The sequence below is a fragment of the Mesorhizobium sp. P171375 genome (assembly GCF_057786075.1).
On sequence record NZ_JBYNWF010000001.1, the window covers coordinates 236,070 to 261,925 of the forward strand.

The 25,856-nt window shown below is 63.0% G+C and carries 28 protein-coding genes; 18 read left to right on the plus strand and 10 right to left on the minus strand.

What is annotated here, in order from left to right; genetic code table 11:
* The first annotated feature begins 114 nt into the window (after nucleotides 1-114).
* The gene (rpoH, locus tag ACYHH6_RS01190) at nucleotides 115-1,026 is read left to right on the plus strand and encodes an RNA polymerase sigma factor RpoH (RefSeq protein WP_112559526.1); all 912 of its coding nucleotides are present in this window, start codon (nucleotides 115-117) and stop codon (nucleotides 1,024-1,026) included.
* Between the two features lie 277 nt (nucleotides 1,027-1,303).
* Here the strand turns inward: rpoH and ACYHH6_RS01195 are convergent, their stop codons facing one another.
* From ACYHH6_RS01195 to ACYHH6_RS01210, 4 genes are all read right to left on the minus strand, one after another.
* Nucleotides 1,304-2,176 carry an MBL fold metallo-hydrolase gene (locus ACYHH6_RS01195; RefSeq protein ID WP_352591286.1) on the minus strand — a complete coding sequence of 291 codons (873 nt, stop codon included), beginning with the start codon at nucleotides 2,174-2,176 and terminating at the stop codon, nucleotides 1,304-1,306.
* Nucleotides 2,177-2,320: 144 nt separating this feature from the next.
* Nucleotides 2,321-2,980, minus strand: a complete 660-nt coding sequence (locus ACYHH6_RS01200; protein WP_352591289.1) for a peroxiredoxin — start codon at nucleotides 2,978-2,980, stop codon at nucleotides 2,321-2,323.
* Nucleotides 2,981-3,177: 197 nt separating this feature from the next.
* Nucleotides 3,178-3,543: a cell division protein ZapA gene (locus tag ACYHH6_RS01205; RefSeq protein ID WP_352591292.1), complete on the minus strand. Its 366-nt coding sequence runs from the start codon at nucleotides 3,541-3,543 to the stop codon at nucleotides 3,178-3,180.
* A gap of 12 nt (nucleotides 3,544-3,555) precedes the next feature.
* Nucleotides 3,556-3,828, minus strand: coding sequence for a DUF4164 domain-containing protein (locus ACYHH6_RS01210; RefSeq protein ID WP_023670128.1), 273 nt, complete (start codon nucleotides 3,826-3,828; stop codon nucleotides 3,556-3,558).
* A gap of 261 nt (nucleotides 3,829-4,089) precedes the next feature.
* Between ACYHH6_RS01210 and tkt the strand changes: the two genes are divergently transcribed.
* The 10 genes from tkt (at nucleotide 4,090) to ACYHH6_RS01260 (ending at nucleotide 17,264) form a co-directional block, all read left to right on the plus strand.
* Nucleotides 4,090-6,081: a transketolase gene (gene tkt, locus ACYHH6_RS01215; RefSeq protein ID WP_352591295.1), complete on the plus strand. Its 1,992-nt coding sequence runs from the start codon at nucleotides 4,090-4,092 to the stop codon at nucleotides 6,079-6,081.
* A gap of 183 nt (nucleotides 6,082-6,264) precedes the next feature.
* Nucleotides 6,265-7,275: a type I glyceraldehyde-3-phosphate dehydrogenase gene (gap, locus tag ACYHH6_RS01220; RefSeq protein WP_352591298.1), complete on the plus strand. Its 1,011-nt coding sequence runs from the start codon at nucleotides 6,265-6,267 to the stop codon at nucleotides 7,273-7,275.
* 195 nt (nucleotides 7,276-7,470) lie between these two features.
* Nucleotides 7,471-9,348: a potassium/proton antiporter gene (locus ACYHH6_RS01225; RefSeq protein WP_488500392.1), complete on the plus strand. Its 1,878-nt coding sequence runs from the start codon at nucleotides 7,471-7,473 to the stop codon at nucleotides 9,346-9,348.
* Between the two features lie 330 nt (nucleotides 9,349-9,678).
* Nucleotides 9,679-10,881, plus strand: coding sequence for a phosphoglycerate kinase (locus ACYHH6_RS01230; protein WP_352591303.1), 1,203 nt, complete (start codon nucleotides 9,679-9,681; stop codon nucleotides 10,879-10,881).
* Nucleotides 10,882-11,002: 121 nt separating this feature from the next.
* Entirely contained in the window at nucleotides 11,003-12,028 is a 1,026-nt protein-coding gene (locus ACYHH6_RS01235) for a class I fructose-bisphosphate aldolase (RefSeq protein ID WP_352591306.1), read from the plus strand.
* A gap of 177 nt (nucleotides 12,029-12,205) precedes the next feature.
* The gene (locus ACYHH6_RS01240) at nucleotides 12,206-12,949 is read left to right on the plus strand and encodes a DUF899 domain-containing protein (protein ID WP_352591308.1); all 744 of its coding nucleotides are present in this window, start codon (nucleotides 12,206-12,208) and stop codon (nucleotides 12,947-12,949) included.
* Between the two features lie 60 nt (nucleotides 12,950-13,009).
* Nucleotides 13,010-13,723 carry an SGNH/GDSL hydrolase family protein gene (locus ACYHH6_RS01245; protein WP_352591311.1) on the plus strand — a complete coding sequence of 238 codons (714 nt, stop codon included), beginning with the start codon at nucleotides 13,010-13,012 and terminating at the stop codon, nucleotides 13,721-13,723.
* Between the two features lie 217 nt (nucleotides 13,724-13,940).
* A complete protein-coding gene (locus ACYHH6_RS01250) occupies nucleotides 13,941-14,615 on the plus strand; it encodes a hypothetical protein (RefSeq protein ID WP_352591314.1) in 675 nt (224 codons plus the stop codon).
* A 1,013-nt stretch (nucleotides 14,616-15,628) separates the two neighbouring features.
* On the plus strand, nucleotides 15,629-17,074 hold the full coding sequence (locus ACYHH6_RS01255; RefSeq protein ID WP_352591317.1) for a hypothetical protein: 1,446 nt from the start codon (nucleotides 15,629-15,631) through the stop codon (nucleotides 17,072-17,074).
* Nucleotides 17,040-17,264: a hypothetical protein gene (locus tag ACYHH6_RS01260; RefSeq protein ID WP_352591320.1), complete on the plus strand. Its 225-nt coding sequence runs from the start codon at nucleotides 17,040-17,042 to the stop codon at nucleotides 17,262-17,264. Before ACYHH6_RS01255 ends, ACYHH6_RS01260 begins: the two co-directional genes overlap by 35 nt.
* Before the next feature lie 31 nt (nucleotides 17,265-17,295).
* Here the strand turns inward: ACYHH6_RS01260 and ACYHH6_RS01265 are convergent, their stop codons facing one another.
* Nucleotides 17,296-17,475: a hypothetical protein gene (locus tag ACYHH6_RS01265; RefSeq protein ID WP_185970474.1), complete on the minus strand. Its 180-nt coding sequence runs from the start codon at nucleotides 17,473-17,475 to the stop codon at nucleotides 17,296-17,298.
* A gap of 185 nt (nucleotides 17,476-17,660) precedes the next feature.
* Here ACYHH6_RS01265 and ACYHH6_RS01270 point away from each other — a divergent pair, with 185 nt between their 5' ends.
* From ACYHH6_RS01270 to ACYHH6_RS01280, 3 genes are all read left to right on the plus strand, one after another.
* The gene (locus ACYHH6_RS01270; RefSeq protein WP_112559800.1) at nucleotides 17,661-17,831 is read left to right on the plus strand and encodes a hypothetical protein; all 171 of its coding nucleotides are present in this window, start codon (nucleotides 17,661-17,663) and stop codon (nucleotides 17,829-17,831) included.
* Between the two features lie 181 nt (nucleotides 17,832-18,012).
* Complete coding sequence (locus ACYHH6_RS01275; protein ID WP_352591323.1) at nucleotides 18,013-18,423, plus strand: hypothetical protein; 411 nt, start codon at nucleotides 18,013-18,015, stop codon at nucleotides 18,421-18,423.
* Between the two features lie 66 nt (nucleotides 18,424-18,489).
* On the plus strand, nucleotides 18,490-19,209 hold the full coding sequence (locus ACYHH6_RS01280; RefSeq protein ID WP_192259305.1) for a helix-turn-helix transcriptional regulator: 720 nt from the start codon (nucleotides 18,490-18,492) through the stop codon (nucleotides 19,207-19,209).
* Between the two features lie 77 nt (nucleotides 19,210-19,286).
* On the opposite strand, the gene ACYHH6_RS01285 is transcribed toward ACYHH6_RS01280, so the two are convergent.
* The 3 genes from ACYHH6_RS01285 to ACYHH6_RS01295 form a co-directional block, all read right to left on the minus strand.
* Nucleotides 19,287-19,982 (minus strand): DUF1013 domain-containing protein, encoded by a 696-nt coding sequence (locus ACYHH6_RS01285; protein WP_352591326.1) that lies wholly within the window; start codon nucleotides 19,980-19,982, stop codon nucleotides 19,287-19,289.
* A 322-nt stretch (nucleotides 19,983-20,304) separates the two neighbouring features.
* Nucleotides 20,305-20,445: a DUF1127 domain-containing protein gene (locus ACYHH6_RS01290; RefSeq protein WP_023670143.1), complete on the minus strand. Its 141-nt coding sequence runs from the start codon at nucleotides 20,443-20,445 to the stop codon at nucleotides 20,305-20,307.
* A 298-nt stretch (nucleotides 20,446-20,743) separates the two neighbouring features.
* Nucleotides 20,744-21,754 carry an NAD(P)H-quinone oxidoreductase gene (locus ACYHH6_RS01295; RefSeq protein ID WP_112559802.1) on the minus strand — a complete coding sequence of 337 codons (1,011 nt, stop codon included), beginning with the start codon at nucleotides 21,752-21,754 and terminating at the stop codon, nucleotides 20,744-20,746.
* A gap of 163 nt (nucleotides 21,755-21,917) precedes the next feature.
* On the opposite strand from ACYHH6_RS01295, the gene ACYHH6_RS01300 reads away from it, so the two are divergent.
* The 4 genes from ACYHH6_RS01300 (at nucleotide 21,918) to ACYHH6_RS01315 (ending at nucleotide 24,213) form a co-directional block, all read left to right on the plus strand.
* Nucleotides 21,918-22,112, plus strand: coding sequence for a DUF1192 domain-containing protein (locus ACYHH6_RS01300; protein ID WP_352591445.1), 195 nt, complete (start codon nucleotides 21,918-21,920; stop codon nucleotides 22,110-22,112).
* On the plus strand, nucleotides 22,079-23,464 hold the full coding sequence (locus ACYHH6_RS01305) for an MFS transporter (protein ID WP_352591448.1): 1,386 nt from the start codon (nucleotides 22,079-22,081) through the stop codon (nucleotides 23,462-23,464). The genes ACYHH6_RS01300 and ACYHH6_RS01305 overlap by 34 nt, the downstream gene beginning before the upstream one ends.
* A gap of 32 nt (nucleotides 23,465-23,496) precedes the next feature.
* Nucleotides 23,497-23,760: an ArsR/SmtB family transcription factor gene (locus ACYHH6_RS01310; RefSeq protein ID WP_023706277.1), complete on the plus strand. Its 264-nt coding sequence runs from the start codon at nucleotides 23,497-23,499 to the stop codon at nucleotides 23,758-23,760.
* A gap of 66 nt (nucleotides 23,761-23,826) precedes the next feature.
* Nucleotides 23,827-24,213: a hypothetical protein gene (locus ACYHH6_RS01315; protein WP_352591331.1), complete on the plus strand. Its 387-nt coding sequence runs from the start codon at nucleotides 23,827-23,829 to the stop codon at nucleotides 24,211-24,213.
* Between the two features lie 15 nt (nucleotides 24,214-24,228).
* Here the strand turns inward: ACYHH6_RS01315 and ACYHH6_RS01320 are convergent, their stop codons facing one another.
* Nucleotides 24,229-24,885, minus strand: a complete 657-nt coding sequence (locus tag ACYHH6_RS01320; RefSeq protein WP_352591334.1) for a glutathione S-transferase family protein — start codon at nucleotides 24,883-24,885, stop codon at nucleotides 24,229-24,231.
* Between the two features lie 92 nt (nucleotides 24,886-24,977).
* Entirely contained in the window at nucleotides 24,978-25,811 is an 834-nt protein-coding gene (locus ACYHH6_RS01325) for an alpha/beta fold hydrolase (RefSeq protein WP_352591337.1), read from the minus strand.
* Nucleotides 25,812-25,856: the final 45 nt, after the last annotated feature.

A 25,856-nucleotide genomic window follows, 5' to 3' on the forward strand; every position in this document is an offset into this window, starting at 1 on the left:
CTTTTCTGGTTTTGTTCCTATATAAATCGGTTGTCGCGGGCGAGCCTTTTGGTGCTCGCGTCATATGCCCGCCGCGTTTCGGGGGCATCACTCCAATAGAGAGGGGGCGCTATCATGGCCCAGTCACTACCCAGTATCGTTTCCGGCGAAGGCGGCCTCAGCCGCTACCTGGAAGAAATCCGCCGCTTTCCCATGCTTCAGCCGCAGGAAGAGTACATGCTCGCCAAGCGTTACGCCGAGCATGAAGACACTTCCGCTGCGCACAAGCTCGTCACCAGCCACCTTCGGCTCGTCGCCAAGATCGCCATGGGCTATCGCGGCTACGGCCTGCCGATCGGAGAGGTGATCTCGGAAGGCAATGTCGGCCTGATGCAGGCCGTCAAGAAATTCGAACCCGAGCGTGGCTTCCGCCTCGCGACCTACGCCATGTGGTGGATCAAGGCCTCGATCCAGGAGTACATCCTGCGTTCGTGGAGCCTGGTCAAGATGGGCACGACCGCCAATCAGAAACGCCTGTTCTTCAACCTGCGCAAGGTGAAGGGCAAGATCCAGGCGCTGGACGATGGCGACCTTAAGCCCGAACAGATCACCGAGATCGCCACCAGGCTGAACGTCTCCGAAGCCGAAGTCGTGTCGATGAACCGCCGCCTATCGGGCGACGCCTCGCTCAACGCGCCGATCCGCGCCAGCGAAGGCGAATCCGGCGAATGGCAGGACTGGCTGGTCGATGACCACGAAAGCCAGGAAGACATGCTGATCGAGCAGGACGAGCTGGAAAACCGGCGCGGCATGCTGTCGGGCGCCCTTGCCGTGCTCAACGATCGCGAGCGGCGCATCTTCGAGGCGCGTCGCCTCGCCGAAGAGCCGCTGACTCTGGAAGAGCTGTCGGCCGAGTTCGACATCAGCCGCGAGCGCGTGCGCCAGATCGAGGTGCGCGCCTTCGAGAAGGTGCAGGACGCGGTCAAGGCCGCCGCCAAGCGCCAGACGCAGGCCCTGCGCACAATTGAGGCGCAGCCCGCGGCTTAAGGTCGGGGTCGGTTACGAAAAACATCAAGGCGGCGTCGGGAAACCGGCGCCGCCTTTTTGTGTCCGCTGGCGATTGGCGAAACCGGCGCGACAGCCCTTTCTCCCCGTCACTATACGGGGAGAAATGTCCGGCAGGACAATGAGGGGCAGCGCCAGATTTCGGCTTTGCCACCACAGGAGCAGCGGCGCGATCACAACAAACGTTGGCGCCGCCCCTCATCCGGCTGCCGCCACCTTCTCCCCGTATAGTGACGGGGAGAAGGGACTAACCGTGCTATCAAAGCCCATCCAGCGGAAACTTCAGATATCGCCTTCCATTGGCTTCCGGCTCCGGCAGCCGTCCGCCGTTCATGTTGATCTGCAGCGCATGCAGGATCAGCCGCGGCATCGGCAATGTCTTGTCGCGTCCCTCACGCAAGGCGACGAATTCGGCCTCGGTGTGCGCAGCAACGAGGTGGATATTCTTCGCCCTTTGCTCAGCGACGGTGCTCTCCCAACGCGCCTCACGGCCACCCTCCTGGTAGTCGTGGCCAACGAATACGCGCGTTTCGTCAGGCAGTGCCAAAATACCCTGGATCGAGCGCCACAGCCGCGCCGCGCTGCCACCAGGAAAGTCTGCCCTTGCCGAGCCGCTATCCGGCATGAACAGCGTATCGTGGATGAAGGCGGCATCGCCGACGACATAGGTGATTGAGGCGAGCGTATGTCCCGGCGAGAGCAGCACCTTGACCGGAAGGCTGCCGATCAGGAACGTTTCGCCTTCCCCAAACAGCCGGTCCCACTGCGACCCGTCGGCGGGAAAATCCGGCCAGTTGTAGATCGCCTTCCACAGCTTCTGGACCTCGACGATCCTGTCGCCGATCGCCGTCGGCGCTCCGGTCTTCTCATGAAGATAACGAGCCGCCGAGAAATGATCGGCATGCGGATGGGTATCCAGGATCCATTCGAGTTCCAGTCCGTTTGCCCGGATGAAATCCAGCAAGGCATCGGCGCTTTTCGTCGCCGTCGCGCCGGACCTTTCGTCGAAATCGAGGATCGGATCGATAATGGCGCAGCGCTTCGTCGCCGGATCGGCGACGACATACTGTATGGCTCCGGTCGGCTTGTCGTAGAAGCCGCTGACCAGCGGCTTAGCCAAAGCTGCGTCCAATTTCCGGCCCCCTGCCCCTCGCTCCGGCAGGAATGATTTTCTCTGCCGGAATGAACCAGGAGCATGGTCATCCAGCAAGGCGCACCCGTCAAGCACACCCTGCCGGAACAGGACAAAAATCGATAACGCCCGGGTCGAGAAAACCTAGGCGGACGGCTGCTTGGTCTTCCTGAGATAGGGCAGGACCGTGTCAAAAGCGCCGAAGCGCTTGATCGCATCCTCGTTGGAGACGGCAGCTGTGATGATGACGTCCTCGCCCTGCTTCCAGTTCGCTGGCGTCGCCACCTGGTGCTTGGCGGTCAGCTGCATGGAATCGACGGCGCGCAGGATCTCGTCGAAGTTGCGGCCGGTGGTCATCGGATAGGTCAGCACCAGCTTGATCTTCTTGTCCGGCCCGATGACATAGACCGATCGCACCGTGGCGTTGTCTGCCGGCGTGCGGCCTTCCGACGTCTCGCCGGCGCCCGCAGGCAGCATGTCATAGAGCTTGGCCACCTTGAGGTCCTTGTCGCCGATCAGCGGGTAGTTCACCGTCTGGCCGGTCGCCGTCTTGATGTCGGCCTGCCACTTGTCATGGCTCGCAACAGGATCGACGGAAATGCCGATGACCTTGACGTTGCGCTTCTTGAATTCGCCCGCCAGACCCGCCATCGTGCCGAGTTCGGTCGTGCACACCGGGGTGAAGTTCTTCGGGTGGCTGAAAAGGATCGCCCAGCCGTCGCCGATCCAGTCATGGAAATTGATCGTCCCTTGTGTTGTTTCGGCGGTGAAGTCGGGCGCGATGTCGTTGATACGAAGGCTCATGGCACATTTCCCCTGCAACAGATGTCGTTAGGAGCGGCACCAAGGCGGCGCCACGCTCCGGCATTGCCGCATATTAGCGCATAAATCGCGGCTGGGAGATAATAGGAAACTCTTGTCGGCGGTGGAACGAGCACTTTCGTGCTACGGACCCAGCGTTGGGCCCGACAATCTTTCGTTTCTGCGAGAAAAGGGTGCGCTCAGGCCTTGTTGACCACCAGCGACGTGGCCAGATCTTCCATGCGCTGGGCGAGCGCACCGAGCGCGCTGGTCAACACGGTGTCGTTCTTGTCGGCCTTGGTCAGCGCCTCGTCGCGCGTCTTGCGCAGCGTCTGCACCTCGGTCTCCATACCCTTGACACGCTTCTGCAGCTCCGACAGCTCGTCCATCACCATGATGCCGGCCATCACGGTCAGCCGCTGGTCGCCGATTTCGCCGAACGAATCCTTGAGATGCGAGACATAACGGTCGAAGCGTTCGGCCAAGTCGATCAGATGCTCTTCCTGGCCCTCGTCGCAAGCCATGCGGTATTGCTTGCCGTCGATGGAAACCGTGACCTGTGCCATGGCCTGCAGCTCCTATCTGTCCAACACCGCGCGGATGGTTTCCATGGCGGTCACCAGGCGGCGCGACACTTCCTTGTTGGCATCTTCCAGCCTTTCGGCGCGGGCTTCGGAATTGTCGAGTTCCTGCGCCAGCCGGGAACGGTCGGCGTTCATGCGCTGCACTTCAGCCTCGGCTTCGGAATAGTCGCGCTCGTGCTCGAGCTTGGCCGCGACGGCGTTTTCCAGCCCCTCGATGGCCTTGCCCAGCCTGTGGATGACTTCCTTGAGTGTGGTTTCCCCGGTCATGGCCTTCGTCCTGTGCCCTGCCCATCACCGAATCGCTCGCGTTCAGAACGCGTTATCCCGGAAACATTAGGCACCGGGTGAAGGCAACGTCAACAAAGCTCTCGCGACTGTCCCCTGCTAACGCTAATGTGGGCCTGCCGCAGGCATCACAAGACCGGCAAATGTGCAGGCGATTTGTTGACTAAAAGCCCGCGCCTGCTATGTGTCGCGCACCCTTTCCAGGGCTCTGCCAAGCCCGCAAATCCCCACCCCGGAGGTACCATGACGTCGCGTGAACAACATGACCGGATGGCCAATGCGATCCGCTTTCTCGCCATGGACGCTGTCGAAAAGGCCCAGTCCGGCCATCCAGGCTTGCCCATGGGCTGCGCCGACATCGCCACCGTGCTGTTCACGAAGTTCCTGAAATACGATCCGAAGAACCCGCATTGGCCCGACCGCGACCGCTTCATCCTGTCGGCCGGCCACGGTTCGATGCTGCTCTATTCCCTGCTGCACCTGACCGGCTACGAGGACATGACGATCGACCAGATCAAGCATTTCCGCCAGCTCGGCTCGAAGACCGCCGGCCATCCCGAATACGGCCATGCCACCGGCATCGAGACGACGACCGGCCCGCTCGGCCAGGGCCTCGCCAATTCGGTCGGCTTCGCGCTCGGCGAGCGCATCATGAACGCCGCCTTCGGTAACGACCTCGTCGACCACTACACCTACGTTCTGGCCGGTGACGGCTGCCTGATGGAAGGCGTTTCGCAGGAAGCCATCGCGCTTGCCGGCCACCTCAAGCTGAACAAGCTGATCGTCTTCTGGGACAACAACAACATCTCGATCGACGGCCCGGTCTCGCTGGCCGACAACACCGACCAGGTCGTCCGTTTCCAGGCCTCCGGCTGGAACGCCAGCCACATTGACGGCACCGATCCGGAAGCGATCGCCTATGCCATTGAAGCTGCCCGCCATTCCGACAAGCCGACGATGATCGCCTGCAAGACGACCATCGGCTTCGGCGCCCCGACCAAGGCCGGCACCAACAAGGCGCACGGCTCACCGCTCGGCGCCGACGAAATCGCCGGTGCGCGCAAATTCTTCAACTGGGACTCGCCGCCCTTCGAGATTCCGGCCGACATCCTCGACGCCTGGCGCACCGCAGGCAAAGCCGGCGCCAAGCCGCGCACCGACTGGGAAGGCCGCCTTGCCAAGGCCAAGCCCGAGCTGAAGGCCGAGTTCGAGCGCCGCCTCGCCGGCAAGCTGCCGTCGAACTTCGATGCCGTCATCGCCGACTACAAGAAGAAGCTGTCGGCCGATAAGCCGAAGGTCGCCACCCGCAAATCGTCGGAGATGGCGCTGGAAGTCATCAACGGCGCCGTGCCCGAAACCATCGGCGGCTCGGCCGACCTCACCGGCTCCAACAACACCAAGACCAGCCAGACCAAGAACATCACGCCGGACGATTACGGCCAGCGTTATGTCCACTATGGCATCCGCGAACATGGCATGGCCGCCGCGCTCAACGGCCTGACGCTGCATGGCGGCCTCATCGCCTATGGCGGCACCTTCATGTGCTTCTCCGACTATGCCCGCCCGTCGATGCGGCTGGCGTCGCTGATGGGCATCCGCTCGATCTTCGTCATGACCCATGATTCCATCGGTCTGGGCGAAGATGGCCCGACCCACCAGCCGGTCGAGCATCTGGCGGCGCTGCGCGCCATCCCCAACCACAATGTCTTCCGTCCGGCCGACGCGGTGGAAACCGCCGAATGCTGGCAGATCGCCATTGAGACGGAAAAGACGCCGTCGACCCTGGCGCTGACCCGCCAGAACCTGCCGACGGTGCGCACCGAATACTCGGCCAAGAACCTGAGCAGCCAGGGCGGCTATGAACTGGCCGCGGCCAGTGGTGACGCCGCGGTGACGATCTTCGCCACCGGCTCCGAGGTCGAGGTCGCTCTCGGCGCCCGCGACCTGCTTGAAAAGCACGGCCATCCGACCCGCGTCGTCTCGGTGCCTTGCTTCGAACTGTTCGACCAGCAGAGCGACGCCTACCGCAAGAAGACCATCGGCGACGCGCCGATCAAGATGGCGATCGAGGCCGGCATCCGCCAGGGCTGGGATCACCTGATCGGCTCCGACGGCATCTTCGTCGGCATGCACGGCTTCGGCGCCTCCGGCACCATCGAGCAGCTCTACCCGCATTTCGGCATCACCGCCGAAGCGGCAGCCAAGGCAGCGGAAGCCCGCCTGCACAGCAAGTGATATCCAGGGTCACTTGCACAGCAAGTGATCCCGGTCAGTCCCGCGAACCGCAAAGGCGGTTTCGCGGGACTGGACCAAGCTAATCGATTTAAATTCGGCCTTCTACGGCTGGATTCTTGTGCCATCCGCAGCTATGAAGCTGCGGACCCATCTGCCGCCTTTCGAGCTCCCAGGGAGAGTAAAATGACCGTCAGAGTTGCCATCAACGGATTTGGCCGCATCGGCCGCAACATCCTGCGCGCCATCCATGAATCCGGCCGCAAGGATATCGACGTCGTCGCCGTCAACGATCTCGGCCCGGTCGAGACCAACGCCCATCTGCTGCGCTATGACAGCGTGCATGGTCGCTTCCCGCACGAAGTGAGCGTCGATGGCGACCAGATCACCGTCGGCAAGGAAAAATTCAAGGTCACCGCAATCAAGGACCCGGCGCAGTTGCCGTGGAGGGATCTAGGCGTCGACATCGCACTCGAATGCACCGGCATCTTCACCGCCCGCGACAAAGCCGCGGCGCATCTGACCGCCGGCGCCAAGCGCGTCGTCGTCTCGGCGCCGGCCGAAGGTGCTGACCTCACCGTGGTCTACGGCATCAATCACGACAAGCTGACCAAGGACCACATCGTCATCTCGAACGCGTCCTGCACCACCAATTGCCTCGCGCCGCTGGCAGCCGTCCTGCACGAGGCCGTCGGCATCGAAAAGGGCATGATGACGACGATCCACTCCTACACAGGCGACCAGCCGACGCTGGACACCATGCACAAGGACCTCTACCGCGCCCGCGCCGCCGCACTGTCGCAGATCCCGACCTCGACCGGTGCGGCCAAGGCGATCGGTCTGGTGCTGCCCGACCTCAAGGGCAAGCTCGACGGCATCTCGATCCGCGTGCCGACCCCGAACGTCTCGGTCGTCGACTTCAAGTTCATCGCCAAGCGCGCCACCACCGTGCAGGAAATCAACGAAGCGGTGATCGCCGCTTCCAACGGCAAGCTCAAGGGCATTTTGGGCGTCACCCATCACCCGAACGTCTCGATCGACTTCAACCATGATCCGCGTTCCTCGATCATGGCGCTCGACCAGACTAAGGTCATGGACGGCAACTTCGTTTCGGTGCTGTCTTGGTACGACAATGAGTGGGGCTTCTCCAACCGCATGGCCGACACCTCGGTCGCCTTCGGCAAGACCATCGCCTGATCGCAGACCCACGTCTGACAGCTTCAAACGCCCGGCTTTGCCCGGGCGTTTTTCGTCAGAGGCGCGCTGGGCCGCCAAATGCCGGAAAATCAGCGGCATAGGGCAAAAAACCACCCTCCCGCCTTGCACTGGCCATGCCTTCGCCCCACTCTCCCGTAAATCGGGAGAAAGAGGAATTCGAGGGGCAAGTCACGGATGGAGCATGCGATCTATCTCGTCACGCTGGTCGGCACAGCGCTCGTCGTCGCCGCCGCGTTTTCGAGCCTGATCGCCTTCCGCTTCGGCGCTCCGCTGCTGCTCTTGTTCCTCTGCATCGGTCTCGCCACCGGCACTGACGGTCTCGGCATCGAATTCGACAATGCGCGCGTGGCTTATTTTGCCGGCTCACTGGCGCTGGCCGTCATCCTGTTCGATTCCGGTTTCGGCACCCCGCTCAATGCGCTTCGCCAGGCCGCCGGGCCGGCGCTGTCGCTGGCGACCTTCGGCGTGCTTATCACCACCGGCCTGTTCGGCGCCGCCGCCTATTATCTGCTCGACCTCAGTTGGCTGGAATCCTTCCTGCTCGGTGCCGCTGTCGCCTCGACCGACGCGGCCGCGGTGTTTTTCCTGCTGCGCGCTGGCGAAATCAATTTACGCGAGCGCGTACGCGCCACGCTGGAAGTTGAATCCGGCACCAACGACCCGATCGCCATCTTCCTGACCATCACCCTGGTCGAGGTCATCGCCGCCCACGCCAATCCCGAGACCCATGTGCTGGTCACCGATCTGTTCCTCGGCTTCGTGCTCAATATGGGCCTCGGCGCCATTGTCGGTGTGCTTGGCGGCCTTGCCATCGTACGCCTCGTCGACCGGCTCAATCTCGACCACGGCCTTCTGCCGATCTTCGTGCTGACCTTGTCGCTTATGGTGTTCGCCGCAGCCGGCGCCATCGGCGGCTCCGGCTTCCTGGCGGTCTATCTCGCCGGTCTGATTGCCGGCAATTCCGACATCCGTGCCGTCACCATCCTGAAACGCTTCCAGGACGGCATGTCGTGGCTGGCGCAGATCATCATGTTCCTGATCCTCGGCCTGTTCGCGACGCCGTCGCAATTTCCGACGATCCTGGTGCCTGCGGTGCTGCTTGGCCTGTTCCTGATGTTTGTCGCCCGCCCGGTCGCAGTCTGGCTCTGCCTGATCCCGTTCCGCCTGCCGCGCCCCGAGGTAGCCTTCGTGTCCTGGGTTGGCCTGCGCGGCGCAGTCTCCATCCTGCTCGCCATCACCCCGCTGCTCGGCGGGCTTGAGAACGGCCGCGTCATCTTCAACACCGCCTTCATCATCGTGCTGGTCTCGCTGGTGGTGCAGGGCTGGACGGTCGGGCCGCTGGCACGCCGCCTCGGCCTGATCGTGCCGGCGAGGCTCGGTCCGCTGGACAAGGTCGAGCTCGAACTGCCGGGCTCGGCCCATCACGAGCTTCTCGCCTATCGCGTCGCGCCCGGCAGCCCGGTGGCGCGCGGCGAGCGCATCCCGCGCTGGGCCAGGCCCTCGCTGGTGCTGCGCGACGGCCGCTCGATGCGCTTCCAGGACATGGGCCGGCTCGCTGCCGGCGACCAGGTCTATATCTTCGTGCCTGACCGCTATCCGCGCCTGCTCGACAAGCTGTTCGCCAGCCGCGCCGTGGTCGACCCCGAGGATGCCGATTTCTTCGGCGCCTTCGCCGTCGATCCGGCGCGCTCCGCCGCCGAGTTGGAAGCAGCCTACACGCCGGGCCTGACCGAAGCCGAGCAGAAGCTCACCGTCGGCGCGCTGGTTACGGCAAGGCTCGGCGGCCACGCCGAATATGCCGACCGGGTGCTGATCGGGCCGATCGAGCTGATCGTCCGCGACGTCGACGACAAGGGTAAGATCACAGGCCTCGGACTGTCCTTCGAGCCGACCGCGCCGGTGGCGCGGGTGCCGGTGTTCCTCAGCGCCGGCGAGATCGGCGACCGCGTCTCCGCCTTCATCCGCAACTGGCGCAAGCCGACGGAAACGGCAGAGGCGCGGGCTGACGAGAAGCCGGCACCGGAGCCGGAAAAGGCAACGACGGAGAGCTGACAAGGCAACCGTCCGCGCCGCCCCTCATCCCCTGCCGGCACCTTCTCCCCGTATAGTGACGGGGAGAAGGGAACAGGCTTGGCGCCCACTCTGCAATGCAGGCGATTGGCGAAACCATCGATGACAGCGACCTTTCTCCCCGTCACTATACGGGGAGAAATGCCCGGCAGGGCAATGAGGGGCGGCGCTGACCGAACGAAAGTTCGTCCCATCTTTACTAATGCCGTACTAATGCCGTCGCCTCAAAATTTGTTTCCTGCCCAAGCTCAAGCCTTGCATCGTCATTGATGCGAGGTATGGTCCCGGCGATTTTCACGGAAAGGAACCAGCATGGCCGCCTTCAAGACACTCGACGATATCGGCAATATCAGCGGCAAGCGCGTGCTGGTGCGGGTCGACCTCAATGTGCCCGTCGCCGACGGCAAGGTCACCGACGCCACCCGCATCGAACGTATTGCGCCGACCATCGCCGAGCTGTCCGGCAAGGGCGCCAAGGTCATCCTGCTCGCCCATTTCGGCCGGCCGAAGGACGGTCCCTCACCCGAATTCTCGCTGGAGCCGATCGCCAAGGCCACAGCCGAGGTGCTCGGCCGTCCCGTTGGCTTTGCCTCGGATTGCGTTGGCGACACGGCGGGAAGTGCAGTCGCCGCCATGAACAAGGGCGACGTGCTGCTGCTCGAAAACACTCGCTTCTACAAGACCGAGGAAAAGAACGACCCGACCTTCACCGAAAGGCTTGCCGCCAATGGCGACATTTTCGTCAACGACGCCTTTTCGGCCGCGCACCGGGCGCACTCCTCGACCGAAGGCCTGGCGCGGCTGTTGCCTGCCTATGCCGGCCGCACCATGCAGGCCGAACTCGAGGCACTGGAGAAAGGTCTGGGCAATCCGGTCCGCCCTGTCGTTGCCATTGTCGGCGGCGCCAAGGTGTCGACCAAGATCGACCTGTTGATGAACCTGGTGAAGAAGGTCGACGCGCTGGTGATCGGCGGCGGCATGGCCAACACCTTCCTTGCCGCGCGCGGCACCGCTGTCGGCAAGTCGCTGTGCGAGCACGACCTTGCCCCGACCGCCAAGCAGATCATGATAGAGGCCGCCGAGGCTGGCTGCGCCATCATCCTGCCGGTCGACGGCGTCGTCGCCAGAGAATTCAAAGCGGGCGCCGCCTGCGAGACCGTCGCCATCTCGGACGTGCCGGCCGACGGCATGATCCTCGATGTCGGCGAAAAGACCGTGAAGGCGATCGGCGAATGGATCGACCGCGCCGCGACGCTGGTCTGGAACGGCCCGCTCGGCGCCTTTGAGATCGAACCTTTCGACCATGCGACGGTGGCAGCGGCAAAGCATGCGGCGGCCCGCACCGCGGCCGGCAAGCTGGTCTCGGTCGCCGGTGGCGGCGATACGGTGGCCGCACTCAACCATGCCGGCGTCGCCGACGACTTCACCTATGTCTCGACCGCCGGCGGCGCCTTCCTGGAATGGATGGAAGGCAAGCCGCTGCCCGGCGTCGACGTGCTGAGGAAACAGGCCTGACCGGATCGGTGGCGCAAAAGCGGACGCCAGGAACTTTCAATCGATTCAAGCTTTCCGATGCCATTCCTTTGGCGGTAGACTTCCGTTAAGCGCGGAACAGATCCCTTCAGGAGAAGCAAGAATGAGCGAACGTCTCGAAGACATTGCCGCCGCGATCGTGGGCGGTGGCAAGGGCCTGTTGGCCGCCGATGAAAGCTCCGGCACCATCAAGAAGCGCTTCGACGTCATCGGCGTCGAATCGACTGCCGACAGCCGCCGCGACTACCGCGAGATGATGTTTCGCGCCAAGGACGCGATGACCAAATACATTTCCGGCGTCATCCTCTATGACGAGACCATCCGCCAGACGGCCGCCGACGGCACGCCGCTAGTCGATATCATCAAGGCCGCGGGCGCGATTCCCGGCATCAAGGTCGACGCTGGGGCCAAGCCGCTGGCCGGCTTTCCCGGCGATACCATCACCGAAGGCCTCGACGGCCTGCGCGAACGCCTTGCCGATTATTACAAGCTCGGCGCTCGCTTCGCCAAATGGCGCGCGGTGATCGACATCGACACCGGCAAGGGCGTGCCTTCGGCCAATTCGATCGCCTCCAATGCCCATGCGCTGGCCCGTTATGCCGCTCTTTGCCAGGAAGCCGGCATTGTGCCGATCGTCGAACCGGAAGTGCTGATGGACGGCGCCCACGACATCGACACCTGCTACGCGGTCTCGAAGGCGACGCTGATGAAGCTCTATGACGAACTCTACGCGGCCCGCGTGGTGCTGGAAGGCTCGATCCTGAAGCCCAACATGGTCATTGCAGGCAAGAAATCCGGCAAGACCAACAGCCCCGAGGAAATCGCTGAAAAGACCATAAAGCTGTTCCGCGAGACGGTACCGTCAGCAGTGCCGGGCATCGCCTTCCTCTCGGGCGGACAGTCCGACGAGGAAGCGACCGCCAACCTAAACGCCATCAACGCCATCGGCCCGCATCCGTGGAAGCTGACCTTCTCCTACGGCCGCGCCCTGCAGGCCGCCCCGCAAAAAGCCTGGAGCGGCAAGGCATCGAACGTCGCCGCCGGTCAGGCCGCCTTCACTCATCGCGCCCACATGAACCATCTGGCGGCGCTGGGGACATGGAAGGCGAGCCTCGAACAGGCTGCCTGAGCGCAGTCCTCCCGTTGTCATACAAACCCGGGCCGATGCGCCCGGGTTTTTGTTTGTGGCGAGCCTGGTCTTGGGATGGAGCTCGTCCATCCTTATCTCCCCTTCGGCAAAAGCTGACGGCGATGTCGGTTCCTGCCCATCCCGAACGTCCTTGGGATGACAGACAGGGAGAAGTTCATGCCTAGCAACAAGGTGGTTTCGCGCGAAGACTGGTTCCAGGCGCACAAGGCGCATCTGGCGCGCGAGAAGGAACTGACGCGGTTTCGCGAGCGCATCGCCGCCGAGCGGCGTGAATTGCCCTGGCTGAAGATCCGGAAAGATTACGTCTTCGAGACAGAGCAAGGCCCGAAGAACCTGGCGGAGCTGTTCGTCAACCGCAGCCAGCTCATCGTCTATCACTTCATGATGACGCCAGGGTCGGATCATCGCTGCGAAGGCTGCTCGTTCCTTGCCGACCATATAGACGGCGCCGACCAGCATCTGAGGCATCACGACGTGTCTCTGGTCGTGGTTGCGCGCGCGCCACTGGCGGAGCTGTTGCCTTACAAGCAGCGCATGGGCTGGAAATTCGACTGGGTGTCGTCCTACGCCTCGGATTTCAATTTCGACATGCAGGTCTCGTTCACCGACAAGCAGATCGCGGCCGGCGACACCACCTACAATTTCGAGACACGTCCACGGACATCGAAGGATCTTCCCGGCACCAGTGTTTTCTACAAGGACGAGAACGGCGACATCTTCCTCACCTTCACGTCGCGCGCCCGTGGCGGCGAGGCTCAGATCGGCACTTACGATTATCTCGACATGACGCCGAAAGGCCGCGACGAAAATGGCCCCTATCAAAACCTGATGGACTGGGTGCGGCTGCATGACGAATATCAGGACAGGCACGCGGACAAGCCGAACTGCTGCGACGATTGAAGGCGTTCACCTCAGCCCGAACATGCGCTAAGCCTGCCGCCAATCTATAACGGTATCGCCATGCGCTTCCCGGCCCTCCTCACCTGGCTCGCCTACCCCGTCTATGTCTGGCAGGGGCTCGGCGTGCGCCGCCGCACCACCCGCATGCTCCCGGCGCAAGGGCCGGTCATGCACGAGATCTCGGGCAGGGCGCCGGCGATCTCGCTGCTGGTGCTGGGCGATTCCTCGGCCGCCTCCGTCGGCATCGGCAATTCCGAGCGCGGGCTTGCCGCGCAGCTTGCCGTCATGATCGCTCAGCGCACCGGCAACGCCGTGCGCTGGCGCGCCGCCGGTTTCAACTCGGCAACGTCGGGGCAGATCCGCGACCATGTCCTGCCCAATCTCTCCGCCGACCCGTGGACGCATGTCGTGCTCGCCATCGGCACCAACGACACCAAGAATTTCCACTCCGTGCCGCGCTTCAAGAAAGAATTCGGCGGCCTGCTCTACGCACTTCGGGCCAAATGGCCGGAGGCGCGTGTCGTCTGGTCGCCGGTGCTGGAGTTCACCCGTGCGCCGGCCATGCCGCCGCTGCTCGGCAAAATCCTTGAGATCCGCGCCACCGCAATGAACCGCATGGGCGAGCGCCTGTGTTTCGAGCGCGGCGCCGTACCCGCGCCGCGCCTGCCGATCCCCAATCCCGAAGAGGGTTTCGCCTCCGACGGTTTTCATGCCTCGGAAGCCGGGTATCGGGCCTGGGCCGAACACCTGGTTGGACAGGTCCTCGCCGATTGACCAGATCGCGCACGGGTTCGGGCTAGCCGGTTTCGGAGAACTGGATCGATTATTTTCGAAATACTGTTGATTTCGGCATCCCTCCAATGAATTGGAGGAAGAATATTCCAAGTCAAAACAACATGAATGCGCCAGCCCGGCGTTACTTCTGCAATGCCACCTTGCGGATTCAGGACTGCTGGGTCATTCTGCCATTGGGCAAGGGGTGTGGGGTGGCATGTCGAACATTGCCGGCAAAGCATATGCAATGAATGTGCTGACACCGATGCGGCCTCGGTGGACTTGGATCCAGCACCTGATTTTCATGGTGGCGCGCGCCGGGCCTGCGCAGCTGTCGGGCTTGCTTGGGCTGAAGCTCATTCATTTCGCGCGTTGGGTGATCATCCGGCGCGACCAATGGCCTGATCTCGGCCAGGGCAAGCAGGCCATCCAGAACGACTACATGCTGTTCCTGTCCAATTTCAACGGCACCTGGGATCAGTATATCGACGCCTTCGCCGATGGCATCCCGAGCGGCCTGGACATGTTCTGGTATGCCAGCACCAGATATCCGCACTCGATCCCGATCTCGAGTTTCAAGGACTATATCGGCGCCAACCAGATCCATACCAACTACTATTACAACGCCACGCCCGGGGCAGCACAGCGCGACATCAAGGCAGCGCTGCGTGTCCGCAACGAGGTGCTGAAGCTCGCCAGGATCCACGCCAGCAGCGACCCGAAGGCCTTTGCGCAGGCCTACAGGGAAGCGCTTGTGAAGGTGGCCAATTCGCTGGCATCGCCGGGCTTTGCACCGATCGCCTCGGTAGCGACGCGCAAGGCCGACAAGGCGCGGAACGAATTCATCGACATGCTCGAAAAGAAGCGTGGGGCGGCCAATGCCAAACCTTGACGGTGGCCACTATTTCCTGACGGTCCTCGCCCCGATCCGAGTCGACATTATGATCGACCCCGACGAGATCGGCCGTTCGCGCTCGCACCGTCAACTGCTGGCGCAGAAGCTGGCGTTGCTGGCCACCGGCAAGCAAACGGCGGAATCGCCGCCCAATGCGCGGCCCTCGCCCTTCTCACTCAACACTTTGAACCACCTCGCCCGGTTCGTCATCATCCATGAACCAGCCTTCAACGGGCGCATTTCGAGCGATGCGTTGGTCAGCGCCGTGCGTGCCGTCAATCCGCTGGCGCCGCAGCCCGTAGATCAGCTGGGTACGCCTTTTCTGCTGTTCGCGGCCGATATCGACGCACAGGCCGAAGGCGATGCTCTACGCGCCTACACCGATCAATTGTGGGCGACGATGAAACGCGATCTGGTGATCATCTTCGGCCATTGCGTCGACTTCGACGGCATCGATTCCGCGGACGGGTTTCACGCCTATATCAAACGCTGCCAGATCGAGACGACGATGCCGTTCAACGACTACTGGCCGGACGGCCTCGACGTCAAAGACAAGACGCTGGAGATCGGCGCGCTCAAGCCGGTCGGCATCGCCGCGGCAGGCGCGATCGCAATATGGCTGGCGATCCTCCTCCTGCACAGCATCTTCGCCGTCTTCGGCGTTCACAATGCTTTTGCGCAATGGATCGCGACGGCAGCCACATGGGGCGTCGCCGTGGTTTCACTGCTGGTCATCGTGACGTTGCTCACGGCCTGGAGCCTGTATCGCAAGGTCTTCCAACAGGGCATGACGCCGTTTCCAACCGCACCCGGCGCCGACCTGCCTTCGGTCCTGAAGTCGCTGTTCATCCAGCAGCATTTCACCCGTTTCGCTATCGAGGCGCAGGGCCTTGACGACACAGCACTTCACGCCCGCTTCGGTGCCTTTCTCGGCGCCGTAAGCCGGACGATCCGGCGGAACCAACACAGCAGGCCGGTGAAATCCGGGCGCCGGCGGCGGAGTGGGCGCGATGATCGAACTCGACCTTCCCGACACCCAAGGCAACATCCATCGCCCCTATGGCCGTTTTGGCTTTCCACACAGCCGGCACCTGTTTTTCACCATCGCCGATGCTGCCGCCGGCCGGCTGTTCGTGCAAGGCATCCGGCCACGCATCACCACGGCCGAGCCATGGGGAAAGTCCGAGGCTGGTGGCGCTGGACCCACACTGCTGCGCAAGCCGCCGATCACGCTCAACATCGGCTTCACCTTTCTCGGCCTGCGCGCACTCGATCTGCCGACCCGCACGCTGCGATTGTTGCCCGACGAGTTCATTGACGGCATGGGCTGCCGCGCCGACATCCTCGGCGACGTCGAAGGCAGCGCACCAAAACACTGGGACCCCGTGTGGCGCTCGCATCTCGACGGGACCACTCGCCCGGCCCATGTCTGGGTGTCGCTCAATGTCGGCGCCAATCCCGACGGCACGCCGCTGCCTGAACTCGGGCAATGGACCGCATGGCTGCAGGAGCTTGTGGCAAAGTCCAATAGTGGCGTTGCTCTGCTCGCAGGGCACGGAGCTGACGGACAAGCCCTTTGGCAGGATTCCGCCGCGCTGATGGAACCCGGTCCTGACGGCACGATGATCCCGCAGCCGAAGGAGCCCTTCGGCTTCACCGACGGCATCAGCGATCCGGTCTTTCGCGGCCAGTTCCAGGCCGACGCAGAGGCGCGCGCCGTCATCGGCGCTGGCAAGATCGCTGAAGGCCCCTACGATCCCAAGACCAGTTGGAAAGCACTCGAGACCGGCGAGTTCATCCTCGGTCAGGTCGACGAGGGCCAGGAATTTCCGGTCGCCACGCAGCCGCCCGGCTTTGCCCGCAACGGCACCTTCATGGTCTGGCGCAAGCTGCGCCAGGACGTGCCTGGGTTCGAGGCCGAGATGCGGCGGCAGGCGGCCCTGTGGAAGCAGGTTACCGGCATCGCCGACGACGTGGAGGCCTATGAGACCGTCTCGGCCAAGCTGGTCGGCCGCTGGCGGTCCGGCATTCCGCTGCTGGCCGCGCCGTGCTGGGCCGATCACCAGCGTCTGATGGCCGAATGGGCCGATTGCATCGACCCCGCGCTGCGCAAGCCGCGCGACGACGCCAGGCACCAGGAACGGCTGGCCGCCTTTGCCCGGCTGCTCACCGGCTTCCGTTACGGCGATGACCCCGATCGGCGCCAAATGCCCGTTCGGCGCCCATATACGCCGCGCCAATCCGCGCGACATGCTCGACCCGCTGCTGAGCGAGACGCATGGGGCAAGCACGCTCACCAACCGCCGCCGCATCCTGCGCCGCGGGCTGCCCTATGCCGATCCCGATGGCGAACAGGGCGTGATCATGATGGCGATCTGTTCAAGCATTTTCCGGCAGTTCGAATTCATCCAGCAGCAATGGATGAGCTACGGCCTGGATTTCGAAGCCGGCAATGACACCTGCCCGCTGACCGGCAACCGGGCCGAATCCAGCAAGCACGTCATTCCGGCCGGGCCGGCCAACGCCACGCCCTTCATCGCGGCGAACCTGCCTGAATTCGTGACGACGCGCGGTGGCGATTACTTCTTCGTCCCCAGCCTCACCGCAATTCGCATGATCGCCATGGGCACGGTCGATCCGACCTGACACAAGCTGGCCTGCTTCGGCAAGGGCGGTGCTATGTCCAGTGTCCCAGCGCGCCGGCCAGCGCGATGGCAGCCATGGCGAGCAGCGCCAGCTTCCAGAAATCGCCGCGCCGCCTCAAGCCTGGCCAGCCGAGCGGCTTGATCAGCTGGATGGCCATCATGCCGATGATGACAAGGGCGAGCAGTTTCGACATGCTGCCTTTGACCAGCATCGCGGACGGCTGTCAAAGCGCTTCTTGCATGGTCTTTGCCAATCCAGCCATTCCTGACAAAAGGCTCGTTTCCGAGCCACTCGCAACGCACCTCGCAGCTTTCTTCAGCGACCTGACAGGCTCCTGACAGACTGCTGTCAGGAGGGGTGTGCGATAGTGTCTCCATCAGAGAAGAGGAGACGGTCATGAACAGCTTTGGTATTTTGAACAGCGTACAGCACTATGTCGGCAAGATCCGCACGATGCGCAATGAAGTCCGTACTCAGCGCTTCTTGAACTCCCTGCCAGCGGACATCCGCAAGGACATTGGCTGGCCCGATATGTATGAGGGTCGCAGCCGCATTCGCGAGGTCTGAGGCTTTTTTTCATGACAATGCTTGGATGCGGCCCCTGCAACGCCCGGATCATTGACATGAAACTCGGCCAGCAATGCCCCGGGCTGGCGCAAACCTTTTTGTGCTCGCTACCGACGATGCTGAAGGCTCCTGACAGAATGCTGTCAGGAGCACCATGACATAAATGTGTCAGGAGACATGAATGGTGAAAAGCTGGAACGAAAGGCTGAACACGTCGGGCATCAATGGCGTGAAACCGACGCTGCGCACGATAGGTGACGTCGTCGAGGGTCAGCCGATGCTGGTGCCGACGGCCCGCCAGGTCGATGATTTCATCCGCTCCATACCCAACGGCGTCGAGATGGACGTCCGCGCCTTGCGCACCGCTCTCGCCATCGAGCACGGGGCGCAAGTGACATGTCCGGTCACCATCGGCTATCATCTGGGCACTGTTGCAGAAGCCGCCAATGAGGATCTCGAGTGCGGCATGGAATTGTCAGCGATTGCGCCGTTCTGGCGCGTGCTCGACACCAACGCGCCGACGACGAAGAAACTGTCCTTCGGCGCGGAATTCGTCGCCGCGCAGCGCAAGCGCGAAGGATTGAAACCATAGTGGATGTCGCCCGGAACCGGTTTGGGGACCACGACATTCATAGCAAAGCAGCCGAGGGACCATACGATGCGCCGTGCCGACAGGCTCTTCCAGATCGTGCAGCATCTGCGCGGTGGCCGGCTGGTCACCGCCCAGAAGCTCGGCACCTGGCTCGAGGTTTCCGAGCGAACCATCTACCGCGACATTGCCGACCTGCAGTCGACCGGGGTGCCGATCGACGGCGAGGCGGGCGTTGGCTACATGATGAGGGAGGGTTTCGACCTTCCGCCGCTGATGTTCACGCGTGACGAGATCGTCGCGCTGGTCGCAGGCGCCCGCATGGTGCGCGCCTTTGGTGGTGCGGCCATGGCGCGTGCCGCTGACGAGGCGCTGGTCAAGATCGGCGCCGTGCTGCCCGACGCCGAGAAAGACCGCATCGCCCGCACCGAGATCCACACGCCGATGTGGGTGGTGAGCGACGCCGCCCGCGAGGCGATCGACCTGATCGAGCGCGCCGTCGAGAAGCGCCAGGTGCTGACCATCGACTATCGCGACGAGGCCGGTCGCGGCACCGCGCGCGATATCCGTCCGCTCGGCCTATGGTTCTGGGGCAAGGTATGGACGCTGGTCGCCTGGTGCGAGATGCGCGACGATTTCCGCGCCTTCCGCATCGACCGCATCGGCTCCGTGGTCATCGCCGGCCGTATCTTCAAGCCGGAGCGCGGCAAGCAGCTTGCCGATTTCTACCGCGCGGTCGAACGCTCCGAGGATTACGGCATGACGCCGGATCGGGCGGCGCGCAGCTGAGCTAACGGCAGCCACCAGCAAAAAGCCCGCGCGAAGCGGGCTTTTTATTGGCATGGGAACCTTACTCGTCGCGAACCCTACTCGTCGTCGTTGGTGTCGCCGTCCTTCGACTTCAGCGCCGAGAGCTTGGCGAACACGGCGTTGGCGTCGAGCTCTGCATCCTCATCCTTCGGCTTCTCCGGCGCCGGCACCAGCCGCTCGGTCAGGGCCGCCGGCAGCAGCGTGTCACCGACCGGCTGCGCGTGTTCGCGGCCGCGCGAGGCGCGGTTGACTTCCATGTCGAGGTCGATCTGCGAGGCGAGACCCAGCGTCACCGGATCCATCGGCTGCAGATTGGCCGAGTTCCAGTGCTTGCGCTCGCGGATCTGTTCGATCGTCGACTTGGTCGTACCGACCAGGCGGGAAATCTGCGCGTCCTTCAATTCCGGGTGGTTGCGCACCAGCCACAGGATGGCATTGGGTCGGTCCTGGCGCTTCGACAGCGGCGTGTAGCGCGGACCTTTGCGCTTGGATTCCGGCACCCGCACCTTGGGGTCGGACAGTTTCAGGCGCTGGTTCGGATCCTTCTCGGCGCGCGCGATCTCGTCGCGGGTCAGCTGTCCCGTCATGATCGGGTCCATGCCCTTGATGCCTTGCGCCGATTCGCCGTCGGCGATCGCCTTGACCTCGAGCGGATGCAGTCCGCAGAACTGCGCGATCTGCTCGAAGGAGAGCGCGGTGTTGTCGACCAGCCAGACGGCGGTCGCCTTGGGCATCAGCAGCGTATTGGCCATTTCCAAAATCCTTCTCGTTCGCCCGCGTTCCCGCGCGGGCGGTGGTTTAGAGCCACCAAAATGGGAAATTCGCGGCCTGTATAACCGCTCCGCCGCCGTTTCGCAATGTTTTTGGCGCAGGGTGCCCGCCGGACGCAGACTGCGTGGAGGTCGGAAAAGCCTCGGCCTCGGCGATCGTTGATGCCGAGTCATAAAAAGAGGGTCCAAAACGACAAAACCCGCCGGACAGGGTCCAGCGGGCTCGGAACCGGCGACGGTAAACGTCTGCTGCGGCTCTTGCTTCTAGCACATGGCCAGGCCTTACGGCCGGCCATGCTTCGAATTAGATGGCCTTGCGGGCAATCCGCTCGATGTCGCCGCGGCTGATGCCGAGGTCGCTGAGCTGACGGGCGTTGAGCTTGTTCAGCTCGCGCACGGTTTCGTTGTACATACGCCAGTTACGGAAAGCGCGGATCGGGTTCATGGTATTCCTCCAGTTGTTGGATCAAATCGTTTCGATGACGCTTAGATAGGCAGTGCTGCACACGAATTGAACAGACGTCTTTGCATAGCCGCAATGCAAATGCTGCATTGCACCATTAAGGTTCTGTTCATCTTGCTGGCAGCGGATACACGCCCAGGGCGTGTCGAGATTCAGGTCAGGCCGAGTCGAAAATGGTGGCGTCCGAGAAACCGGAGCGGAGCGTACTTTTTGTACGTGAGCACCGGAAGCGCAGGACGCCATCATTTGCAGACCGGCCTCACCTGAAAATCGATATGCCCTAGCCGACGTCGAGAACGATCTTGCCTATATGCTCGCCCTCTTCCATGCGCTCATGCGCGCGCCAGGCGTCGGCCAGCGGGAAGATCATGTCCATGACCGGCGACACTTTGCGTGTGCCGAGCAGCGGCCACACCTGCGCTTCGAGCGCCGCAGCTATCGCTGCCTTGAACTCGACCGTGCGGGGCCGCAGCGTCGAGCCGGTATGGGTCAGCCGCTTGACCATGATTTTTGAAAAATCGGCGCTCGCCACCGCGCCGGCCTGGACGGCGATCTGGACAATCCGGCCCTCGACCGCCGCCGCCTCGTAGTTGCGCGCGACATAGTCGCCGCCGACCATGTCGAGAATGACGTCGGCGCCCTTGCCGCCGGTGGCATCCTTGACCGCGGTGACGAAATCCTCCTCGCGGTAGTTGATCGCCCGGTCGGCGCCGAGCTTCAGGCAGGCGTCGCACTTCTCCTTGCTGCCGGCGGTGGTTACGACATAGGCGCCGAAGGCCGACGCCAACTGGATCGCCGTGGTGCCGATACCCGACGAGCCGCCATGCACGAGCAATGTCTCGCCTTTCTTCAGGCCGCCGCGCTCGAACACATTGTGCCAGACGGTGAAATAGTTTTCCGGCACGGCGGCCGCTTCTGTATGGGTGAAGCCGGCAGGCAGCGGCAGCACGCTGCCGGCATGAACCTTGACATATTCGGCATAACCACCGCCAGGCGTCAGCGCGCAGACCCGGTCGCCGAGGCGCCAGCGCGAAATCTCGTCGCCAAGGGCTGCCACTTCGCCCGATGCCTCGAGGCCGGGCAGGTCCGAGGCGCCGGGCGGTGGCGGATAGGCGCCCTTGCGCTGCTGCACGTCGGGCCGGTTGACGCCGGCCGCACGCACCCGGATCAGGATTTCGCCGGGGCCGGGCACCGGCACGTCGCGCGTTTCCGGTTTCAGCACCCGCGGTCCGCCCGGTTGCGAAATTGCAATGGCCGTCATCCTGGTCGGAATTTTATGTCCGCTCGCCATGAAGTTTTCCATCCCGATCCTGCCGGTCTGTCGCCGGCTGCCAGTTTCTTGCCGGCTGTTTGCATCAGCACCCCTGCCCTATGTATGCTGATTGCCGGATCAGGCAAATGCTGAATCAGGCCGATGCTGGATCGGCCAAATGCTGAATCAGGGAGGAGCGACGATGGCGATCTTCGACGACGAACCCAAAAAGAAATCCAGGCCGCATGAAATCGGACAGGATCTGTCGCTGCTTTCGGTCGGTGACCTGAACGAGCGGATCGGCATCCTGCGCGACGAGATCGCCCGGCTGGAAGCCGAATTGCAGACCAAGGGCAGCACCAAATCGGCGGCCGAAGCCCTGTTTCGCCGCGGCTAGTTTTCGCGTTCGTTTCGGCATCGGAGCATCCGCCGCCGAAAAGCCCGAATGCGCCTGTCTTCAGAGCTGCTCCCGTCTTCAGAAATGACATTCCCCTCCAGCCGGATCAAACAATGTTTGCAAGTTACAGACCGATCCTCTCGCTGCTTCGCGGCACTGCTTTCCTGCTCGCGGCTTCGGGATTGCACGGCCTGCTGCTGCCCTTGCGCGGCCAGATCGAAGGGTTTTCCACCGCATCGCTCGGCCTGATGGGCACCGCCTGGGCCGGCGGCTTCGTCACCGGCTGCTTCTTCGCACCGCGCCTGGTGCGCCGCGCCGGGCATGTCAGGGCGTTCGGTGCCTTTGCCGCGTCGGGCGCTATCGTCGCCCTGCTCACCGGCCTGATCATCGACGAATATGTCTGGATCCTGCTGCGCGCCTTCACCGGCTTCACCATGGCCGGCGCCTTCATGGTCATCGAAAGCTGGCTGAACGAAAAGGCCACCAATGAGAACCGCGGCACCGTCTTCGGCCTCTACATGATGGTCACCTATGCCTCGATCATGGGCGGCCAGATGATCGTTGCCGGCGGCGACGTCAAATCGGCATCGCTGTTCATGATCACCGGCATATTGTTCTGCCTGTCGCTGATCCCGACTGCGGTGTCATCGGCCTCGTCTCCCAAGCCATTGCAGGACGTTAAGCTCGACGTCAAAGGGCTTTATGCCAACTCACCGGTGTCGGCGGTCGCCTGCCTGTTGGTCGGTATCGCCAACGGCGCTTGGGGCACGCTGGGCGCCGTCTATGGCGCGCGCATCGGCATTTCCACGGCCGAGATTGCGTTGATGATGAGCCTTGTGGTTGTTGCCGGTGCCGCCATGCAGCTTCCGGCCGGGCGCCTCTCCGACAAGACCGACCGTCGTTTCGTGCTGGCGGGCGCCGCTTTCGGCGCCGCACTGTTCGCCATCCTGATCTTCCTGTTCGAACCGCACTCCTCGGTTCTCGTCATTGTGCTCACCGCCGCCTATGGCGCCTTCGCCTACACGCTCTATTCGATCGCGGTGGCGCATGCCAACGACCACGCGCGCGCCGAGGATTTCGTCAAGGTCTCGGGCGGCCTGCTGCTTTTGTACGGGTTCGGCACCATGATCGGGCCCTTGCTGGCCGCCGCCCTGATGGGCTGGTTCCGCCCCGAAGGCCTGTTCCTGGCCACCGCTCTGGCGCATCTCAGCCTCGCCGCCTACACGCTGCTGCGCATCAGCCGCCGCGCGCCGGTGCCGATCGAAGACCGCGATGCCTTCAAGACCCAGCCGGCCGACCGCTCGGTCACCCCTGAAGCATTGCGGCTCAGAAAAGCGGAAGCTGACGGTTGAGATTTGAAAAACTTTGCCCCACAAGTATAGGCATGATCTTTTCTGACGCCTTCATGGCGATTGCCGATCCCAACCGGCGCTATCTCTTGGAAGAGCTCCGGCGCGGCCCGAAAACCGTCAACGAACTGGCTTCGGGCCTGCCAGTCTCTCGCCCGGCCGTGTCCCAGCATTTGAAAGTGTTGCTGGACGCCGGTCTGGTTCAGGCCAAGGCCGAAGGCACGAGGCGGGTCTATACGGTCAGCAGTGCCGGCTTCCTCAAGCTCAATATTTGGCTTGATCAGTTCTGGGAAGCATAGGCGGGGCGCAACGCGGAAAATGCAACCGGTCCTTGCTCCCTGATTTAATGACAGGAGGACCAACCAATGCGACGCGAAACGCTTCTTGGTGCCGTGACTGCGGTCAATTTGATTTTGTTCGCAGCAACCGGTCTGATGCAAATTCTGCCGGCCGAAGCAGACGGCGCAGGCATCCTGCGCGGCAGCGGGCTTGAGATCGTTGATGGCGAAGGCCGGCTGCGGTCCAGCATTTCCATTCTGCCGGCGGCGGCAGGCGAGGCCGAGACGGTGCTGTTTCGGCTGATCCCACCAAACGGCCAGCCCTCGGTCAAGATCGCCGCCTCGACCGCCAGCGCCGGGTTGAGCTTCGTCGGCGGCGATGATGTGAGCTATATCATCCTCGAAGCCGACGGGCCCGAAACCCGGCTCAAGATGGTGGAGCCGGAAGGGCGCGAGAAGCTGATCGCACCCTAGGCGAGATCGTTCAGATCAGCCGTTATTGTAGGGAAAGAACTTGAAAAAGGGCTGCGCCTCCTCGATCACCCTGGCGAAAGAGGGCCGCTTGAGCAGGCGGTCGTGATAGCGTTTCACGGCCGGATATTTGTCGCCGAACGGCTCGACCTTGTTGGCGTAGAAGAGCGCCGGCGAGGCCGCACAGTCGGCCATGGTGAAGCTATGGCCGGCCGCCCAGATTTTCGAGCGCATCTCCTCCTCGACGATCGCGTAGGCGTTGCGCAGTTGCGCGCGCGCCTCCTCGACCCCGAACGGATCGGTGTTGTCCTGCGGCCGCAGCCTGTCGCCGACGATCTTTTGCATCGGCGCCTGGACGTAGAAATCATAGAAACGGTCGGCCTGGCGGACGGCCAGCGCCAGATCGATGTCTGTGGGGATGAGTTCGACCGGGCCTGGATAGTGCGCGGCGAGATATTCGATGACGATGGTCGATTCCAGCACCGTGCGCTTGCGCGCATCGTCACGCAGCGCCGGCATCTTGCCGGTCGGAGACACTTTCAGGAACGCCGCGCGCGATTGCTCGTCGCCGAGATCGACGATGACCGGCGTGAAAGGGATCTCGTTCTCATAGAACGCGATCAGCGGCTTCCAGCAGAACGAAGCCAGCGGATGAAAATGGAACGTCAGGGACATGCTTTGCTCGCTTGTTTTCGAATTCGTTGACACTGCCTGACAACACCGAAATGTCACCTGGCTTTTCCGCAGAGGAGCCTGTCAAGCCTCTGTCAGGGCTTGGTATGGGCAATGATAGCTGCTGCAATCGTGTCCCAATCCTGGGGATGCAGTTCGTGGCCACCGCCTTCGATGCGGACAAGCCGTGCGCCGGCGATGGCATCGGCGAGGGCCGCGCCATGCTCAACTGGAAAGATCGGATCTGACGTCCCGTGGATGACGAGCAGCGGGGCCTTGATCTCGTGCAGGCGCCCTTTCAGATCCTCGCTGCCTTTCAGCATGAAATGGTTGGTCGCGCTCAAAAAATCGCCGGATCGGTCATAGTCCTGTTCGATAAATGCCCGCATCGCCTTCTCGTCGAACGGATGCGCGGTGCTTGCGATGGCGTGGGCGTCCTTGACGACGAAGCCGACCACCTGCTCGCGGTTCGACCAGTCGACCTTGGCGCCGTCGGCCGAGTGCTCCATATAGGCCTCGGCCGTCCCCGGCAGATGCGATGTATCGATCCCCACCGGCGAACTGCTGATCACCGTCAATGTGATGACACGCGAGGGGTGTCTCAGCGCCAGCCGTTGCGCGATCATGCCGCCCATCGACATCCCCACCACATGCGCCTTCCCGATGCCGTGGCTGTCGAGGACGCGCACGGCATCGTCCGCCATGTCGTCGAACGTGTAGGGCGGTTCACCCGGCGCATATTTGGTCGACAGGCCGGTGTCGCGGTTGTCGTAGCGGATCACGAAACGGCCTTCGCCGGCAAGTTTTTTGCAAAGCGCCTCCGGCCACCACAGCATCGAGGCCATGGCGCCCGTGATCAGCAGCATGGCTGGATCCCGGGGGTCGCCAAACGCCTGGGAGACGATTTCGGGTGCTGCGGCCTTTGTCATGGGAATCTCCTCGCTTAAGCTTCAAACTGATTGCATTTTGCAATC